Source organism: Gordonia aichiensis NBRC 108223 (genome assembly GCF_000332975.1).
GTDB classification, from domain to species: Bacteria; Actinomycetota; Actinomycetes; order Mycobacteriales; family Mycobacteriaceae; genus Gordonia; species Gordonia aichiensis.
This window is the reverse complement of record NZ_BANR01000001.1, coordinates 244,265-262,270: the sequence shown is the minus strand read 5'-3', so window position 1 is coordinate 262,270 and position 18,006 is coordinate 244,265. Positions and strand designations below refer to the sequence as shown.

Sequence of the window (18,006 nt, the reverse complement as noted above, 5' to 3'; positions counted from 1 at the left end):
CCGTTGAACTGCACGAGTTCCTCGTGGCTGGTCGAGAGTGCGTCGGTCAGCTTCTGCAGGTTGCGGATCGTCGAGAACAGGTCGTCGCGGCCGGACGACAGTGTCGACATCACGTCAGACAGATTCGTGATCGACGAGTTCATCGCAGCGCCGTTGCCCTGCAGATTCTTGTCGGCGACGTCCATGAGCCGCGCGGCAGACCCCTCGTCGGCACCATCCGGCCCGATCGCCTTGGTCAGCGTCGCGAGTTGCTTCTTGACGTCATCCCACTCCATCGGAACCGCCGTGCGCTCCATGGGGATCGCACCGCCGTCGTCGAGTTGGGTCCCGCCCGCGTACACCGGTGTCAACTGGACGAACCTGCCCGACACCAGACTCTGGGCAACCACGACGGCCCGGGCGTCGGACGGGATCGGGGTGCTGCGGTCGACGTCGAGCGTCACCTTCACGTCACCGGAACGCGGCGTGATGGTGCCGACCGTGCCGACTTTCACGCCGAGGACCCGCACGGTGTCGCCGGTGTAGAGACCATTGACGGACGGGAAGTACGCGGTGATGGTCTTGGTGGTCGCCCTGTCATAGAGCGCATATCCGACGATGCCCGCGAGCACCAGCAACGCCACCAGGCCGGCCGCGCCCCACGCCTTCCGACCACCGGGAAGTGAACGACCAAACGCCATGTCAGCCACCTCCTGTCGGTGTCGGATACGTTGGTGCGGGCGCAGGGGCGGTGTTCTTCGGCGGGTTCGGCGGTGCTTGACTCCATGCCTGCGGCAACAGCGGGAAACCGCTGTAGGAGAACGCTTTCCATGCCTCTGGATACTTCTGTTGCAGGATCTTCATGAACGTCGCGGTGTAGTCGCCGAACGTGCTGACGCCGACGAGGGATTCGAATCGCGGCCCCGAGGCCACTGCCTCACCGAGTGCGTTCGCGTACGGCCCGAGGCGGTCGAGGGTCTGCTTGAGGTTGTCCTCGTTGTCGTTGAGGATGTCGAGCACACCGTCGAGCTTGGTCAGCGTCGGGCGCAGTTGCTCGTTGTTCTCCTTGATGAATCCGGAGATCTGGTCCGCGACGTCACGGGTACCACTGATGAGCTGGGCGATGGCGGCGCGACGGAACTGCAGCTCGCCGACCAGCGAATTGGCATCGACGAGCAGCTGATTGATCTGCTTGCTGCGGTCGCCGATGACATCGGTGACCGCACTCGCCTTGGCCAGCAACGCACGCAGATTGTTGTCACGGTCGGCGATCGCCTTGGACAGCCGCGAGACCCCCTCCACAGCGCCCTGCACCTCGTCGGGAGTCGAGGAGAACGTCACCGACAGTGTGTCGAGCGCCTTGTTGAGCTGATCGGTGTCGGTCTGCGAGAGCGAAGTGGTCGACTCGTCGAGGGCATCGGTCAGCGAGTAAGGCGCGATGGTGTTGCGGTTGGCGATGGTGTCGCCGGGCCGGATGCGTCCGCCGCCGTGGGGCAGAATCGTCAGATTCCTTCTCCCGAGCACGGTTTCGGTCTTGATCGCCGCCTGTGTATCGGTGCCCATGACCACGGTGTCGTTCATCCGGAAGGTGACCGCGGCCTTGGTCCCGTCATCGGTAGGGGCGAGCGCGATCTTCTCGACCGTTCCGACCTTCACCCCCGAGACGGTCACGATATCCCCCGTGACCAGGCCGCCCGCGTCGTCGAAGTAGGCGGTGTAGGTGCTGATCGGCGACAGGTACGGCAACTTGTCCATCTGCATCGCGACGATCACCACCAGCGCGGTGACGACAACGCCGATGACACCGATCTGAATGCGGCTGCGCCCGTTCACGAGCGCGCGCTTCTCACTCATGTGGCTGCACACCTCCCGCCCGCCTTGGTGGTGTCTCCCATGACGTCGTTGGAAGTGAAGAAGTACTGCTTACCGTCAGGACCACTGAGCAGCAGGCGAATTCGGCAGAAGTAGATCTGCAGCCATGCCCCGTAGCTACCGAGGTTCGACAGTTTCTTGAAGTCGTTGGGCAGTCGGCCCACGAGTTGCCGAAGATAGGGCTCGGACTTCAGCAGGTTGCCCGAGACGGTACCTGTCTCGGCGACGATCTGCTTGAGGTCAGGACGTGTCGCGCCCAGCAGCCCCGACAGTCCGTTGGTCACCGCGGCGGTCTGCGTGAGCGCATCGCCGATGGTGCCGCGCTGCACCGACAGTCCGCTGATCAATTGCTGCATCTGATCGAGGCTCGTGTCGAGCCCCGACTTGTCGCCATCGAGAATCCCGACCGTCTGGTTCAGGTTGTCGATGACGTCGCCGATCAGCTGGTCGCGGTCGGCGAGTGCGCCGGTGAACGTCGACGTCTGTGCCAGCAGGTTCGTGAGCGCCTCCCGCTGTGCGCGGCCCTGGAAAACCTCGATCAACGACGCCGAGAGCTTATTGACCTCGTCGGGCTTCAGGGTGCGGAACAGCGGTTTGAATCCACCGAGCAGCTTGTCGAGGTCCATGGCAGGCTCGGTCTGACCGATCGGGATCGTCGCGCCGGACGGCAGCGTGTCATCCGGGTCGCCCTCGCCCTGCTCGATCTCGAGATACCGGTCGCCCGTGAGGTTCTCGTACCGGATCAGCGCACGCACCGACCTGGGCAGTCGATACTTCTCGTCGACGCTGAACGAGACCTCGGCGTCGTTGTCACGGGTCAGTCCGACACTGTGCACGGTGCCGACCTGCACTCCTGCGATCTTGACCTTCGATCCCGACTTCATCTCCGAAGCACTGGTGAACACGGCGGTGTAGTCCGACGACGAGCCCGGTCGGTAGTTGCTGAACACCGCGACGAGGCCCACGAAAACGAGGACCATGACCGTCGCGAAAGCGCCCAGCTTGATGACGGTGGCGCGGAACGCGCGCGTGCGATTGTCAACCACCGGCTTGCCCACCCCGCTGCGGCTCTCCGAACAGCACCTGGAACAGCTTCTCGCGCGACGCTTTCGGCGTGGTACGCGGCTGGTAGGGCACCGGCGCGTTGTCGGTCACGTAGAAGCCGGAGTTGACGTCCGTGGTCGGATTACTCAATGCCCCGTCACAGGTCGGCGGACCGTCGGCGCCGACGATCGGAAGGCTCTGCGGATACGTGTACGGGTCGGTGCCGGGCTGCAGTCCCGCGTACAGCAACAGATTTCCGTTCTTTCCGCCGAGCATGGGCTTGGCGAGATCGGCTGCCTGTGCACTCGCCGTCAAGAAGCAGGTGAGCCCGGGCGACTGGTAACCGAGCAGGCGTGCCACCGGATTGAGGTTCGACAGAGCCCTGATCAGGGTCTGTTTCGGCGGGGCGAGTACGCCGTTGATCGTGTTGGCCATTCCGGTCGCGTTGATCAGCAGGGCGTCGAGGTTGGCGGAGTTGTCGAGCAGCGTGTTCCCGAGGAATGTCGCATTGTCGATGGTGCGCATCAGGTCCGGCATGGCGTCGGCGTACACGGTGGTCGCTCCCGCGGCCTGGGTGATCGCCTCGTTCAGTTCGTTCAGGTGCGGGTTGGTCTTCGCCAGCAGACCCGATAGCTGGTCGAGCGACGCACCGATCTGCTTGCCCTGCTCCGACAGCGCGGTGTCGACGGCGCCCATCACCGCGTTGAGCTTGTCCGGTTGCAGGTCGGCGAGGACGTTGACCAGCTGCCCGAAGACGGTGTTGAGCTCGACGACGACCCTGTCGGCTCCGATGACCTGCCCGGATCGCAGCTGCCCTTCTCCACCGCTCGCCGGGACCACCAGATTGACGGCTTTGGCACCGAAAACCGTATTGGACTTGATGTCGGCAGTCACGTTGCCCGGGATCTGTGACATGGAGGCGGTGTCGATGTCGAGATCGAGCACCGCGTGGCCATTCTGCTGACGGATCGCGGCGACCTTACCCACCTGCACTCCGCGCAACTTGACCTTCGCGTCGGGACTCATCACCAGTCCCGCACGCGGGGTGTTGAGGGTGACCGGCTGGGTGTCGGCGAACCAGCCGAGGAACTGTGCGCCCGCGCTGACGACGATGGCGACGAGTCCACCGACCATGATGACCGCTGCTGTCTTGCGGACCAGAGGGCTCCGCTCCTGTCGACGTGCCATCCCTCAGCCCGCCAGGTTGAACTTGCCGTCGGCGCCGTAGATGGCGAGCGAGGTGAGCAGAGTGATCACGACGACGACGACCAGCGACGCACGCACCGCGTTGCCGACCGCGACGCCGACACCGACGGGTCCGCCGTCGGCGTTGTAGCCGTAGTAGGTGTGGATCAGCATCACCGCGATCGCCATGCAGATCGCCTGCACGAACGACCACAGGATGTCCGATGGGATGAGGAACGTGTTGAAGTAGTGGTCGTAGACACCCGACGACTGACCGTAGAGCACCACCGTAGCGAACCGGCTCGCGACGAACGCGGCCAGCGAGGCCAGGGAGTAGAGCGGGATGATCGCGATCATCCCCGCGACGATCCGGGTGCTGACCAGGTACGGGATCGACGAGATCGCCATGGTCTCGAGCGCGTCGATCTCCTCACTGACCCGCATCGCTCCCAGTTGTGCCGTTGCGCCGGCGCCGATGGTCGCCGCCAGCGCGATACCCGCGATCACGGGCACCGCGATACGCACGTTGATGAAAGCGGAGAAGAACCCGGTGAGCGCCTCGACGCCGATGTTGGCGAGCGAGCTGTAGCCCTGGACGGCGATGGTGCCGCCGGTGAACAACGTCAGGAATCCGACCACGACGACGGTGCCGCCGATCATCGCCAGCGCGCCCGAGCCCATGGAGATCTCGGCGATCAGCCGCAGAGTCTCCTTCTTGTACTGACGGACGGCGCGCGGAATGGCGACGAGGCTGTCCCAGTAGAAGAGAGCTTGATCGCCGATCTGATTCCAGTCGTCGCCCGCGCGCTTGATCGCGACCCGAGCGGTCTGGAGCCGAGTGGTGAACGGAAGGACCATGTCAGCCGGCCGTCGCCTTCACACCGACCGCGGTGACCACGACGTTGACGACGAACAGCGCCATGAAGGAGTACACGACGGTCTCGTTCACCGCGTCGCCGACGCCCTTCGCACCGCCCTTGACGTTGAGGCCCTGGAAGCACCCGACCAGACCTGCGAAGAGTCCGAACAGCGCGGCCTTGACCATCGAGATCATCAACTCACCGAACCCGGTGAGGAGCGTCAGGCTCGCGAGGAACGCGCCGGGATTGACGTCCTGCAGATACACGGAGAACAGGAAACCCCCGCCGATTCCGATCGTGCACACAAGGCTGTTGAGCAGCAGCGCCACGCCGGTCGACGCGATCACACGGGGGACCACGAGCCGGTGCACCGGGTTGATCCCGAGCACCTCCATCGCGTCGATCTCCTCACGAATCGTCCGGGCGCCGAGATCGGCGCAGATCGCCGTCGCGCCCGCCCCGGCGACGATGAGCACGGTGACGATCGGACCGATCTGGGTGATGGTGCCCAGCGCAGCTCCAGCGCCGGAGAGGTCCTGGGCGCCGATCTCGCGCAGCAGGATGTTCAGGGTGAAGCTGACGAGCACTGTGAACGGGATGGCCACCAGCAGCGTCGGCATCATCGAGACGCGTGCGATCGCCCACGACTGCTCGACGGTCTCCCGCCATTGGAAGGGCCGACGGAACAGCTCGCGAAATGAATCGACACCTAGGGCAACGAAGTCGCCGACCTGTTCCAGCGGCGCGTCAAGCCTGCGCGACAAACGTCTGCTCCTCTTCCCCGGTTCCCAAGCAACCTAGCACGCAAAACATCGAGAAGTGGGTCAGTTGACCAGCCCACGCGCCGTGAAGGTTTTCGAGGGGTCGCGCCCCGCGAAATACGAGGTGAGCGTTTTCGTCAGATCGTCTGCATCCCAGGCGTCCCCGTCGGCCGCGAAAACCTCCTCGACGGTCGGTGCAGCCATGAGTGTGACACGCGGACCGTAGACGACGAAGACCTGTCCGGTCACCTCGTCCGAGTCGGGTGAAGCCAGGAAGTTCACGAGTCGCACGACGTGGTCCGGCGACAACGGATCAACCCCGTCGGCGGGAGCCTCACCGAACACGGCGGCCGTCATCGCCGTCCGCGCGCGGGGACAGATCGCATTCGCACGGACTCCGTAGCGCTTGAGTGCACGCGACGCGGAGAGCGTCAGGGCGGTGATCCCGGCCTTGGCCGCCGCGTAGTTCGCCTGCCCCTCGGGACCGAGCAGACCCGCCTCCGAGGATGTGTTGATCAGCCGGCCGTAGACCGGTCCGCCCGCGCGCTTCGACTCCGCACGCCAGTAGGCACCCGCGTTGCGGTTGAGGAGGAAGTGACCCCTCAGGTGCACTCGGATCACGAGATCCCACTCGTCGTCGGTCATGTTGAAGAGCATCTTGTCGCGCACGACACCCGCGTTGTTGACCACGATGTCGAGTCGCCCGAGTTCCTCGGTGGCGACCCGCATGATCTCTGCCGACACCGCCGAATCGGAGATGTCGCCCGCGACGGGGACCGCTCGTCCACCCACTGCGGCGATCGCATCGATCGTGTCGCTGGCGTCGAGTGCGGCAGCGAGATCGTTGACGATCACCGTCGCACCGCCGTGGGCAAGACCGAGCGCCTCAGCCCGCCCCAGCCCCGCACCCGCGCCGGTCACCACAGCAACCCGATCCTGCACAGACTGCGCCATCACGATCCCCTCTCATTGACTAGAACATGTTCTAACACGGCGCCCTGGAGGTTCGAGACGGAACCCCCAAAATCGTCTACGCCCGTCACTCGAGACGCAATGCGGACTTGGGACAACCCGCAACCGCCTGACGCACCTCGTCGACCTTGTCCGCCGGCACATCCTCAGCGAGAATCACCAGGTAGTCGTCTTCATCGAGGTCGAAGAACTCGGGTGCGATACCCACGCACACACCGTTGGCCTCGCACAGGTCGAAATCCGCTTTGATTCGCATCAGTACCTCTCCTTGTTGTCAGGTCCGTTGGTTGACGGGCTGGGTGGATACAGGTTAGAACGTGTTTCAGAACTTGGCGAGCACCCACCGGAAAGCACAGGGCCGAACATGCGCATCGCGTACACAGAGCAGCAGGCCGATCTCCGTCGCGAATTGCGGGCATATTTCGCGGGATTGATGACCGACGAACGACGCGCCGCGCTGTCGGGGGGCGACGGGGAACTCGGCGAGGGCGACGCCTACCGCGATGTGGTGGCGCAGATGGGCTCCGACGGCTGGCTGGCGTTGGGGTGGCCCACGGAGTTCGGTGGCCAGAACCGCTCGATGATGGACCAGTTGATCTTCACCGACGAGGCCGCGATCGCAGGCGCGCCCGTCCCGTTCCTGACCATCAACTCGGTCGCGCCGACGATCATGCATTACGGCACCGACGAGCAGAAGGCGTTCTTCCTGCCCAGGATCGCGGCGGGCGAACTGCACTTCTCGATCGGATACTCCGAGCCGGGCGCGGGCACCGACCTCGCCGCCCTGCGGACCACAGCGATACGCGATGGCGACGAGTACGTGATCAACGGGCAGAAGATGTGGACGTCGCTGGTCGCCTACGCCGACTACATCTGGCTGGCCTGCCGGACCGATCCGTCGACCCTCGAACCAGGAGGCAAGAAGCACAAGGGCATTTCGATGCTCATCGTGCCGACCACCAGTGCAGGCTTCGACTACACGCCCGTGCACACGATGTCGGGCGTCGACACGTCGGCAACCTACTACTCCGACGTTCGGGTACCCGTGAGCGCACGGGTGGGCGAGGAGGGCGGCGGTTGGCCACTGGTCACCAATCAGCTCAACCACGAGCGAGTGGCACTGTGCAGCGCGGCGCCCGTGCAGACCGCGCTGCGTGAAACCATCGCGTGGGCACAGCAACACAAGACCGGCGACGGCCAGCGGATCATCGACGCCCCGTGGGTGCGCACCAATCTCGCGCGGGTCCACGCAAAGGTCGAGTACCTCAAGCTGATCAACTGGAAGATCGCCTCCGCGGCCGCGTCCGGCGGATCACCGAGCCCGGCCGACGCCTCCGCCACCAAGGTATTCGGAACCGAATTCGCCACTGAGGCATACCGTTTGCTCATGGAGGTCGTCGGCCCCGCCGCGACTCTCCGACAGGATTCACCCGGCGCCGCACTGCACGGCAGGCTCGAGCGTTATCAGCGGACCTCACTGATCCTCACCTTCGGCGGCGGTACCAACGAGATCCAGCGCGACATCATCGGCATGCTCGCGCTCGGGCTGCCCCCGGCTCGCCGCTGACATGCCATCGATCCAGCACTGACCCGAGGAGCACGTTCATGGACTTCACTCTCCCCGAAACTGCGACCGCCGTAGGCGATCTCGCAGCCGCCATCGCGACCAAGATCAGCACCGACGACCGGGTTGGAGCACTGGAGGCCTCGGCGGCTCCTCTCGATGATCAGCTCTGGCACGAACTCGCCTCGGCGGGTCTGCTCGCCCTCGAACTACCGCAAGCCGTTGTCGACGACGCGGCCGGTGATCTCACAACCGTCGAGAACATCACAGTCGCAGAGCAACTCGGCCGACACCTCGCCCGTGTTCCGTTCGGTCAGCACGCAATCGCTGCAGGTCCGCTGCTGGCCCGGCATGCCGCCGAGTCCCCGTCCGGTGATCTGCTCCCCCGCCTCGCAGACGGCACTCTCGTCGCGACAGCCGCCGTCGAAGAGGATCTCGGCGACGACGCCCTCTCCCCCAGCACCACACTCACCCGAGCCGACCAAGGATATGTGCTGCGCGGCACCAAGATCAACGTCCCCTACGCCGCCGCGGCGGGACTATTACTGATCACTGCCTCGGATGGCGACGGGGTCGCGGTCGCGGTCGTCGACGCGACCGCAGACGGCATCACCGTCACCGAGACCCGCACCACGGGCCTCACTCCCACGTATCTCCTCGAGTTCTCCGACGTCACAGTCGACGATGCACACGTACTCCACGGTGCCGAGGTTGTCTCCGATCTCGTCGATCGTCTTACCCTCGCACTCTGTGCCGAACAGTCCGGCGTGCTCGCCGCAGCGCTGGAGGCCACCGCCTCCTACGCCCGCGAACGGGAACAGTTCGGCCGGCCGATCGGCTCGTTCCAGGCCGTCGCGCAGCGCCTCGCCGACGGCTACATCGACGTCTCGGCTCTCTCGCTGACCACCACCCAGGCGTCATGGATGCTGGCGCAATGCGATACGCAGCACGCTGCCGACGTCGGCCGATCCGGGGTCGGCGATCACGCGGACGTCTCCGCCGCCATCGCCACGGCCAAGTTCTGGGCCGCCGAATCGGGGCATCGGGTTGCCCATACAGCAGTGCACGTCCACGGCGGCGTCGGACTCGACACCAGCCATCCCACGCATCGATACTTTCTGCGCGCCAAACAGAATGAGTTCACCCTGGGGTCGGCAAGCACAGCGCTTCGCCGACTCGGCGACACGCTCGCAGCCGACCCCGCATGATCACGGTGCAACCGTGACGGTCACCGACCTCCTGTCGAAGCTGGTCGACGTCACCGATCGCGGACTCTACGTCGACGACGATTTCATCTCGTGGAGTGAGCATCTCCGACGCTCCGCACAGCGGGCCGGTGCGATCGCCGAACTGCTGACACCGGGCCGACCACCACACGTCGGCGTACTGATGAGCAATGTCGCGGAGTTCAGCTACGCGATCGCCGCCGCCGCTCTCGGTCGGTTCGTCGTCGTTGGACTCAACACCACCCGGCGCGGGGCGGCGCTCGCGGCCGACATCGCCACTGCCGATTGCGATCTGGTCCTGACCTGCTCGGACACCCACCACCTACTCGACAGCGTCGACCATGGTGCGCGGGTCATCAACGTCGACTCAGGCGAGTGGCCCGCTCTCCTCGCACCGCACGGCGAGACACGCGTCGATCTCCCCGACTCCTCCGACGACGACCTACTGATGCTGATCTTCACATCCGGCACCACCGGCGACCCCAAGGCCGTTCGCTGCACACATCGCACGTTCGCAGCCGGCGGGACCATGCTCGCCGAACGTTTCGGCATCGGACCGACCGATAACGTCTACCTCTCGATGCCCATGTTCCACTCGAACGCCACGATCGCAGGCTGGTCGGTCGCGGTGGCCGGGACTGCGTCGATCACTCTGCGGCGCAGGTTCTCTGCGAGCTCGTTCCTTCCGGATGTTCGTCGCTTCGGAGTCACCTACGCCAACTACGTCGGAAAGCCGCTCAACTACATCCTTGCGACTCCCGAGGAGCCCGACGACGCCGAGAACCCACTGCGGATCGTGTACGGCAACGAGGCATCTGCCAGTGATCGACGACGCTTCGCCGCGCGGTTCGGTTGCCGCGTCGTCGACGGCTTCGGCTCCACCGAGGGCGGTGTGGCCATCACGCGCACTCCCGACACCCCCGACGACGCCCTGGGCCCGCTGCGCCCGCCGACAGCCGTCGTCGACCCGGACACAGGTGCATCGCTGCCCGCGGGCGAGGTCGGAGAGATCGTGAACAGCTCGGGACCGGGACTGTTCAGCGGCTACTACCGAAACCGGGAGGCAACCGCCGAGCGGATGCGCGGGGGCGTCTACCACACCGGCGACCTCGGATGGGTCGACGACGCTGGCTACGTCCACTTCGCGGGCCGTCTCGGTGAGTGGATGCGCGTCGACGGCGAGAACCTCTGCGCCGGGCCGATCGAGCGAATCCTGTTACGAAACAACAGCATCAGACAGGCCGCGGTGTACGGGGTACCGACCGAGATCGGCGACGAGATCGAGGCGGTGCTGGTCGCACCCGCACTCGGTCCCGACGAGTTCGGCGACTTCCTGGCCGCGCAGACCGATCTCGGACCCAAGCAGTGGCCGCACCGCGTGCGGGTCGTCGACGCCCTGCCCGAGACCGCGACCTTCAAAACACTCACACGCACACTGCGGGAGAATAGTTCGACCCCGACGTGGACCCGCCGCGGCCGCACCTACCGCTGACCGCCATCGCCCACGATCCCGCGGTGTCCGCTGCCTGCTGCCTGTAGCCCCACTCGCCCGACCCCTGCGCGCAGAAAGTAGCGGAAAGACTCCTTCCCCGACGTCCCTCCCCTTCCTCTAGAAACTTCGCGAGAAAAGGCCAGAAACCCGCGGAAAACTAACCCAACGCACCGCCCGCACCGCCCGACCCTCTCGGCTGCCAGCGCAGAAAGTAGCGGAAAGACTCCTTCCCCGACCTCCCTCCCCTTCCTCTAGAAACTTCGCGAGAAAAGGCCAGATACCCGCGGAAACATCGGGCCGCCCGACCCTCGGTCGACGCCGCGCCAGCTCGGCGGATCGCAACCTCCCGCGCGCCGCGGATGCTGTACGACGCTGCGCCACGACTTATCCCCAACCGCACGGATTCGTCGGGTTATCCACAACCGCGCGCACACGAAGTCTCTTTTCCGCGACTTTCGACCACGATCACTCCGTGACCTCATTACACGCACCAGACCCCGACGGTTCCTCGTCCGACACTCGAATCATCTATCGGCGCAAGGTAATCGGCGAAGGGCACACCGATCGCGACATCCGGCGTGCGCTCAGAGACCTACACATCGAGCGTCTCCGGCAGGGCGCGTACGTGTCCTCGTCCGCCTACGCCGACCTCGACGACCACGCGCGTGACGATGCCCGGTATCGCGACATGGTGGTCGCCGCAGCACACAGCGGCGGCCCGCGCCGATTCCTCAGCCACCAGTCAGCAGCGGTCCTACTCGGCGTCCCGCTGCTGAACCCCGACCGTTCGACCGTGCATTTCATCTCCGAACGCTCCGGACGCACGTCACCGGGACTGGCAATCCACCAGGCGCCCATCCTCGATGAGCACCTGGTCAGCGTCGACGGGATCCTGGTCACCTCGATCGGACGAACCGTCTGCGACGTCGCGCGCCTCGGTAACCTCAGGCAAGCCGTCTGCGCTCTCGACAGCGGCATGTACCAGGCCCGTATTCGTGAAGAACCCATCGAACTCGGCCCCATCGTCGACGCATTGGGACCCTGCCACGGGATCAATGTCCTGCGCACCGCATTGCTCGTGGCCACCGACCAGTCGGAATCGATCGGCGAAACGATAAGCCGCTGCATCTTCTGCGAGTCCGAGCTCATTCCCGACCCCGAACTACAGGTGGTCATCACCCTCCCTGACGGCACCAGCTTTCGCTGCGACTTCGGGTGGCGCGATTCGCACGGCCATCTTCGTGTGGTCGGCGAGTTCGACGGCCGAATCAAGTACCACCGCGCCTCCGCCGACAGTGAGGCAAAGCTCCCCGAAGAGGTGATCTACGACGAGAAGCTGCGCGAGGACGCGATACGCGGCCGCGACGTCTCCTTCGTGCGCTGGAACTGGAACGACCTCGCCGCCCCGAGACGCCTCTGCGAACGAATCCACGACGCCCTGCAGCGTGGAGGTGTCGTAAAGTGAAGTCGCGTACAGCCGAATCGGCCGTACTCCGACGATCGGCCCCGCCGCCACGAGTGCGCCTCGACACGCAACCCTCCGTCTCCTCTGGATCGCACGCCTCACCTTCGTGACGCTCGACGCTTCTCTGGCACGCCCTTCCCCGACCTTCATGCCTTTCCGCGCGAAACAACTTGCGGCACAGCACAAAAGTAGCGGAAAGCTTGTTTCCCCTACTTTTGGCGGGCAGCGCAGGGCGACCAGCACGCAACGAGGAGTGAGCAACGAGGAGCGCGCAGCCCTCGGCGACGCAGCGCGCAGCCCTCGGCGACCCAGGCGCAGGCGCCCCGCAACGCACCGCAACGCGACGACGAGCGGCAGGCCTGCCAGAGAGCCGCGGCCTACTCCAGCGTCTTGCCCAATCGCGCGGCAGACTCCTGGTACTCGCTGACCAGGTCGGCGATCAGCTCTGCGACGGGGGTGATGGAGTTCATCCGCCCGACGATCTGGCCGGCGGGCATCGCCACGACGTCGGCATCGTCGGCCTGCGAGATCCGCGCATGCGCCTCTCCCACAAGGAGATTCTGCAGCGGCATGGGGAGCGGCTCGGGCGCCCCGGGCGCGTCCCACGCATCGGTCCACCTGGTCTTGAGCAACCGGGCGGGCTTGCCGGAGTAGATGCGTCGCCGAACGGTATCCCTCGACGACGCTGCCAGCAGCGCCTTCTGCACTGTCGACGGCCCATCGCCCGTCGCTCCGAGTCGGTACTCGGCGGCGGTGAGCCAGTAAGTCCCCATCCACACTCCCTGTGCACCAAGAGAAATCGCTGCAGCCATCTGCCGCCCGCTGCCGACGCCCCCGGCTGCCAACACCGGTGCACGATCTCCCACCGCGTCGACGAGTTCGGGCCACAGCACCATCGAGGTGACCTCGCCGGTGTGACCGCCGCCTTCGTATCCCTGCGCGATCACGATGTCGACACCCGCGTCGACGTGGTGTAGCGCATGGTCTTTCGCCCCGGCGAGCGCTGCCACCTGCACCCCGTTCTCGTGTGCGATGCCGATGACGTCCGGGGGCGGTGAGCCGAGCGCGTTGGCGATCAGCTTGATCTGCCCATACTTTCGAGCGTGCTCCATCGCGACGTCGACGTGTGAGCGCGCGACCGAGTGCAGCCACCCGAGCACCCCGGTATTGAGTCGTTCGCCGTTCTCGAGCGGCGGCACCCCGAGGTCGTCGAGGGTACGTTCGACGAAGGCCCGGTGCTCGGGCGGAATCATCGACTCCAGATCAACCTTGCTTCCCTCGGTGGGGATCTTGGCAGGCATCACCACATCGACCCCGAACGGCTTGCCGTCGGTGTTCTCATGCATCCACTCGAGCACCTCGTCGAGTTCAGACGCCTCGTTGAAGCGAACACAGCCGAGAACGCCCATGCCGCCTGCACGGCTGATCGCAGCCGCCACCTCCTGGCTGGGCGTGAATCCGAAGATCGGGTAGTCGATTCCGAAGCGCTCGGTCAGTTCGGTGCGAATCACTCGATTGCTCATGCTCTCATGCCCTTCCGCTGACGACCTGCGACGACGCATCGGCCGGTCGTGACTCGGTGATCGACCGCGCCCACCGGTAATCCGGCTTACCCGCGGGTGACCTCGTGATCTCATCGACGTACCAGATGCTGCGCGGGCATTTGTATCCGGCAACCTGCTCGCGTACAACGCTGTTCACTTCTTCCAGCGACGGCTTCGCACCGTCTCTGGTCGCGACGATCGCTGCAACCCGCTGCCCGTAGCGTTCGTCGGGAACGCCGACGACGACGGTGTCGAACACGTCCGGATGCGCTTTCAGTGCCGCCTCGACCTCCTCGGGGAACACCTTCTCACCACCGGTGTTGATGGACTGCGAGCCGCGGCCCATCATGGTGATCGATCCATCGGCCTCGACGGTCGCGAGGTCGCCGGGAATCGCGTAGCGAATACCGTTGAACTCCTTGAAAGTTCGCTCCGTCTTCGCCGGATCCTTGTAGTACCGCAGCGGAATGTTCCCCGATCGTGCGAGAATCCCGACCTCGCCCGAACCCGGCTCGACAGGCGTTCCGTCCTCACGCAACACCACCGCCGCCTTGTCGGCGGTGACCCGCGGAGCGCCGGTGTGCGACTGCCCCTTCTGCGCCGCCGCCATTCCGCTGAACCCCGTCTCCGACGATCCGATCGCATCGATGACGAGCAGGTTCGGCAGGAGGTCGAGGTACTCGTCCTTCACGCTCGCCGAGAAGAGCGCGGCCGACGAGGCAAGCGACACAACCGAACCGGTGTCGTATGGGCGTCCCTCCGGATGCCCCTCCCGCAGAGCGTCGACCATCGGGCGGGCCATCGCGTCACCGGTGATCATCACCACGTTGACCTTGTGTCGCTCGATGATCTGCCAGGTGAGATGCGCTCCGAACTCCGGATAGATCACCGCCTTGCCGCCTGCGAAGAGTTCCTGGAAAACGGCCCACTGAGAGCCGCCGTGGATGAACGGCGGAATCGGATACCGCACCAGCTGACCCCCCGCGGCGCCGTCGCGCGCCTGCTGCCACTCGTCGGACACCCGCTCGCCGGTGTAGAAGTTGATCCCGCCGCCGAGCACGCGCCAGATGTCCTCCTGCCGCCACACGACTCCCTTCGGAAACCCCGTGGTACCGCCGGTGTAGAGCATGTACAGATCGTCGTCGCTACGCGGGGCGAAATCACGCTCGACGCCGCCCCTCGCAGCAGCATCGCCGTAGCCGATCGCGCCCTCGGGAATCGCTTCGTCCGATCCGTCCTCGACGACGATCACGTGAGTCAACTCGGGAGCGTTCGGCAACACGTTCCGCACGCGGTCGCCGTACTGGCGTTCGTAGATGAGGATCTTCATGTCGGAGTCGGTGACGATGTGTTCGAGTTCGGCAGCCACGTACCGGTAGTTGACGTTGACCATCACCGCCCGGGCCTTGAAGATCGCGAACATCGCGACAACACATTCGAGCGTGTTCCTGCTGTACAAGCCGACCGAGTCACCCGGTTCGACCCCGAGTTCGATCAGCTCGTGGGCGAGTGCGTTGGCCTCCCTCTCCAACTCTGCGTACGTCATGGAACGGCCGTCCGTCTCCAGTGCGGTCCGCTCGGGTGTCAGGTCGACGGCGTGCTCGATCAGGTCGGCGATATGGAAGGCCATGTCGACAAAATTAGAACGTGTTACTGTTTTCGGCAAGACCTATTCGGCTACCCGTCACAAGCCAACAAGGAGTATCGATGCCGGAGTGCCTCGTGGAGAAGCGCGGTCACGTTCTGATCGTCACCATGAACCGCCCGGAGGCACGCAATGCGTTGTCGACGGAGATGATGGCGATCATGGAGGAGGCGTGGGATCGGGTCGACGCCGATCCCGACATCCGTGTCGCGATCCTGACCGGCGCGGGCGGCTACTTCTGCGCGGGCGCCGACCTGAAGTCGATGAACGCCAAGCCCGCGGGCGACAAGTTCGCCGAGGGGGGCTGGGATCTGACCCGGATGCCGGCGTTGCTCAAGGGGCGTCGACTCACCAAACCACTCATCGCGGCGGTCGAGGGACCTGCCATCGCAGGCGGTACCGAGATCCTGCAGGGCACCGACATCCGCGTCGCAGGCGAGAGTGCGAAGTTCGGTGTCTCCGAGGCGAAGTGGGGCTTGTTCCCACTGGGTGGCAGTGCGGTGCGGCTCGTCCGCCAGATCCCGTACACGATCGCTGCCGACATCCTGCTCACCGGTCGCCACATCACCGCAGCCGAGGCCAAGGAGTACGGCCTGATCGGATACGTCGTGCCCGACGGTTCGGCACTCGACAAAGCACTCGAACTCGCCGACACCATCGCGGCCAACGGCCCCCTCGCGGTCCAGGCGATACTCAGGACCATCCGCGACACCGAAGGCATGCACGAGGAGGATGCGTTCAAGATCGACGCCGACCTCGGGGCACGCGTGTTCATGAGCAACGACGCCAAGGCGGGACCACGGGCCTTCGCCAACAAGGAAAAACCGGTCTTCACCGGCGAGTGACCGGGTCTCGACAAGGCGCGTTGACACCACACTCACCGCGCGGCAGGGTCGGAGCATGACACGACGGCGTATCGACAACGACTGGTCAGGTCAGCGATTTCCGAGCCCCGGACGTCGCAAGCCGCTGATCGGCGATCTCGGTGTCGCAGACCCGCGGCACCCGTTGCTGAGCATGCTGACGCTCGGCGCCGACCTCGGCCCGATCTATGAGATGCAAATTTTCCGCCAGAAGTTCGTCTTCGTCTCCTCCGCCGAGCTCACCGCGGAACTCTGCGACGAATCGCGGTTCTGCAAGGCACTCCCGCCCGCAATCGAGGCGTTGCGTGACTACGCGGGCGACGGGCTGTTCACTGCCCGCAACGACGAGTCCAATTGGCAACTCGCCCATGACCTCCTGATGCCGGCATTCACCAAGTCGGCGATGCGGTCCTATCACCCGATCATGATGCAGACGGCGAGCGAACTATTCGACTACTGGGACCGGCTACCCGCCGATGCCGACAAGACAACGACCGTCGACGTCACGCGGGACATGACCAAGCTGACGATGGAGACGTTGAGCCGCACGGCGTTCAGCCACGACTTCGGGTCCTTCACCTCCGCGCGGCAGCATCCGTTCGTCGGTGCGATGATCCGCGCACTCGAGACCGGGCGACGCAAAGGAGCGCTTCGCACGGCGCCTGGTGGCCGCTACCTCACCGCCCTTCTCGACCGCCGGAATGCCGAACCCCAGAACTACGTCGACGACCTGCTCGACGACCTCATCGCCGAACGCGAACAGACCACCGACCAACATGATCTTCTCGGCATCATGCTCAACGTCGCCCATCCCGAGACCGGTGAGCGTCTGTCCCCGTTGAACATCCGACACCAGATCCTCACCTTCCTCGTCGCCGGACACGAAACGACCTCGGGTGCTCTGTCGTTCACGCTGCACTACCTGTCCCAGCACCCCCACTGTCTCGCTCAGGCCCAACGCGAGGCCGACGATGCACTCGGCGACGACCCGGCGTCGATGCCGACTTTCGAGCAGGTGCCACGCTTGCGCTACCTCCGGCGCGCGCTCGACGAAGCGCTGCGCATCTGGCCGACGGTGCCGGCATTCGCACGCAGTCCACGATCGACGACGACGCTCGGCGGCCGTTACAGGATGACGCCAGACGACTGGGCGGTCATCGTCCTCGCCCAGGTCCACCGTGACCCTGCCGTCTGGGACGACCCCGAATCCTACGAGCCCGACCGCTTCCTGCCCGAGAACGTCCGGAAGCGCCCCGCACACGCCTACAAGCCGTTCGGTAACGGGGTACGTGCCTGCATCGGAAGACAATTCGCACTCCACGAATCGGTTCTGGTACTCGCGAGCCTCCTCCACCGCTACGACGTCGCACCCGTCCCCGGCTACCGACTCCGAGTCGACGAACGACTCACGATGGTGCCGAAGGACTTTCAGCTCACGCTGACGCCGCGCCGGGTGCCCGCGGGCGTCCCGGCAACGTAGCGGCTGAGCGGACCCGACCTCCTCGTCGGCTCCGCTCCTCGTCAGCGATGTTGC

16 protein-coding genes are annotated in these 18,006 nt (G+C 65.2%); 6 read left to right on the top strand and 10 right to left on the bottom strand.

Annotated elements, in window-relative coordinates:
• The 8 genes from GOACH_RS01210 to GOACH_RS01175 all read right to left on the bottom strand — a co-directional run.
• Positions 1 to 680: MCE family protein (locus tag GOACH_RS01210; protein ID WP_005169301.1), on the bottom strand; the 680-nt coding region annotated here is incomplete at its 3' end.
• A 1-nt stretch (position 681) separates the two neighbouring features.
• Positions 682 to 1,833, bottom strand: coding sequence for an MCE family protein (locus GOACH_RS01205; RefSeq protein ID WP_005169299.1), 1,152 nt, complete (start codon positions 1,831 to 1,833; stop codon positions 682 to 684).
• On the bottom strand, positions 1,830 to 2,897 hold the full coding sequence (locus tag GOACH_RS01200) for an MCE family protein (protein ID WP_040517389.1): 1,068 nt from the start codon (positions 2,895 to 2,897) through the stop codon (positions 1,830 to 1,832). The genes GOACH_RS01205 and GOACH_RS01200 overlap by 4 nt, the downstream gene beginning before the upstream one ends.
• A complete protein-coding gene (locus GOACH_RS01195; RefSeq protein ID WP_005169297.1) occupies positions 2,890 to 4,083 on the bottom strand; it encodes an MCE family protein in 1,194 nt (397 codons plus the stop codon). Before GOACH_RS01195 ends, GOACH_RS01200 begins: the two co-directional genes overlap by 8 nt.
• Positions 4,084 to 4,086: 3 nt before the next feature.
• On the bottom strand, positions 4,087 to 4,938 hold the full coding sequence (locus tag GOACH_RS01190) for an MlaE family ABC transporter permease (RefSeq protein ID WP_005169296.1): 852 nt from the start codon (positions 4,936 to 4,938) through the stop codon (positions 4,087 to 4,089).
• 1 nt (position 4,939) lies between these two features.
• Positions 4,940 to 5,704: an MlaE family ABC transporter permease gene (locus tag GOACH_RS01185; protein ID WP_005169295.1), complete on the bottom strand. Its 765-nt coding sequence runs from the start codon at positions 5,702 to 5,704 to the stop codon at positions 4,940 to 4,942.
• A 60-nt stretch (positions 5,705 to 5,764) separates the two neighbouring features.
• Entirely contained in the window at positions 5,765 to 6,655 is an 891-nt protein-coding gene (locus GOACH_RS01180; RefSeq protein ID WP_040517323.1) for a 3-oxoacyl-ACP reductase, read from the bottom strand.
• Positions 6,656 to 6,740: 85 nt separating this feature from the next.
• Complete coding sequence (locus GOACH_RS01175) at positions 6,741 to 6,929, bottom strand: ferredoxin (RefSeq protein WP_005169292.1); 189 nt, start codon at positions 6,927 to 6,929, stop codon at positions 6,741 to 6,743.
• 108 nt (positions 6,930 to 7,037) lie between these two features.
• Here GOACH_RS01175 and GOACH_RS01170 point away from each other — a divergent pair, with 108 nt between their 5' ends.
• From GOACH_RS01170 to GOACH_RS01155, 4 genes are all read left to right on the top strand, one after another.
• On the top strand, positions 7,038 to 8,240 hold the full coding sequence (locus tag GOACH_RS01170) for an acyl-CoA dehydrogenase family protein (protein ID WP_005169290.1): 1,203 nt from the start codon (positions 7,038 to 7,040) through the stop codon (positions 8,238 to 8,240).
• A gap of 38 nt (positions 8,241 to 8,278) precedes the next feature.
• On the top strand, positions 8,279 to 9,445 hold the full coding sequence (locus GOACH_RS01165) for an acyl-CoA dehydrogenase family protein (RefSeq protein ID WP_005169289.1): 1,167 nt from the start codon (positions 8,279 to 8,281) through the stop codon (positions 9,443 to 9,445).
• A 13-nt stretch (positions 9,446 to 9,458) separates the two neighbouring features.
• Entirely contained in the window at positions 9,459 to 10,955 is a 1,497-nt protein-coding gene (locus tag GOACH_RS01160) for a long-chain-fatty-acid--CoA ligase (RefSeq protein ID WP_005169287.1), read from the top strand.
• A 472-nt stretch (positions 10,956 to 11,427) separates the two neighbouring features.
• Positions 11,428 to 12,420, top strand: a complete 993-nt coding sequence (locus GOACH_RS01155; RefSeq protein ID WP_005169285.1) for a hypothetical protein — start codon at positions 11,428 to 11,430, stop codon at positions 12,418 to 12,420.
• A gap of 377 nt (positions 12,421 to 12,797) precedes the next feature.
• Here the strand turns inward: GOACH_RS01155 and GOACH_RS01150 are convergent, their stop codons facing one another.
• Entirely contained in the window at positions 12,798 to 13,928 is a 1,131-nt protein-coding gene (locus GOACH_RS01150; RefSeq protein ID WP_040517387.1) for an NAD(P)H-dependent flavin oxidoreductase, read from the bottom strand.
• A gap of 19 nt (positions 13,929 to 13,947) precedes the next feature.
• Positions 13,948 to 15,594, bottom strand: a complete 1,647-nt coding sequence (locus tag GOACH_RS01145; RefSeq protein ID WP_005169282.1) for an acyl-CoA synthetase — start codon at positions 15,592 to 15,594, stop codon at positions 13,948 to 13,950.
• 77 nt (positions 15,595 to 15,671) lie between these two features.
• On the opposite strand from GOACH_RS01145, the gene GOACH_RS01140 reads away from it, so the two are divergent.
• Both GOACH_RS01140 and GOACH_RS01135 read left to right on the top strand, forming a co-directional pair.
• Positions 15,672 to 16,454, top strand: coding sequence for a crotonase/enoyl-CoA hydratase family protein (locus GOACH_RS01140; protein WP_005169280.1), 783 nt, complete (start codon positions 15,672 to 15,674; stop codon positions 16,452 to 16,454).
• A 55-nt stretch (positions 16,455 to 16,509) separates the two neighbouring features.
• Complete coding sequence (locus tag GOACH_RS01135) at positions 16,510 to 17,952, top strand: cytochrome P450 (protein ID WP_005169277.1); 1,443 nt, start codon at positions 16,510 to 16,512, stop codon at positions 17,950 to 17,952.
• The last annotated feature ends 54 nt before the right edge of the window (positions 17,953 to 18,006 follow it).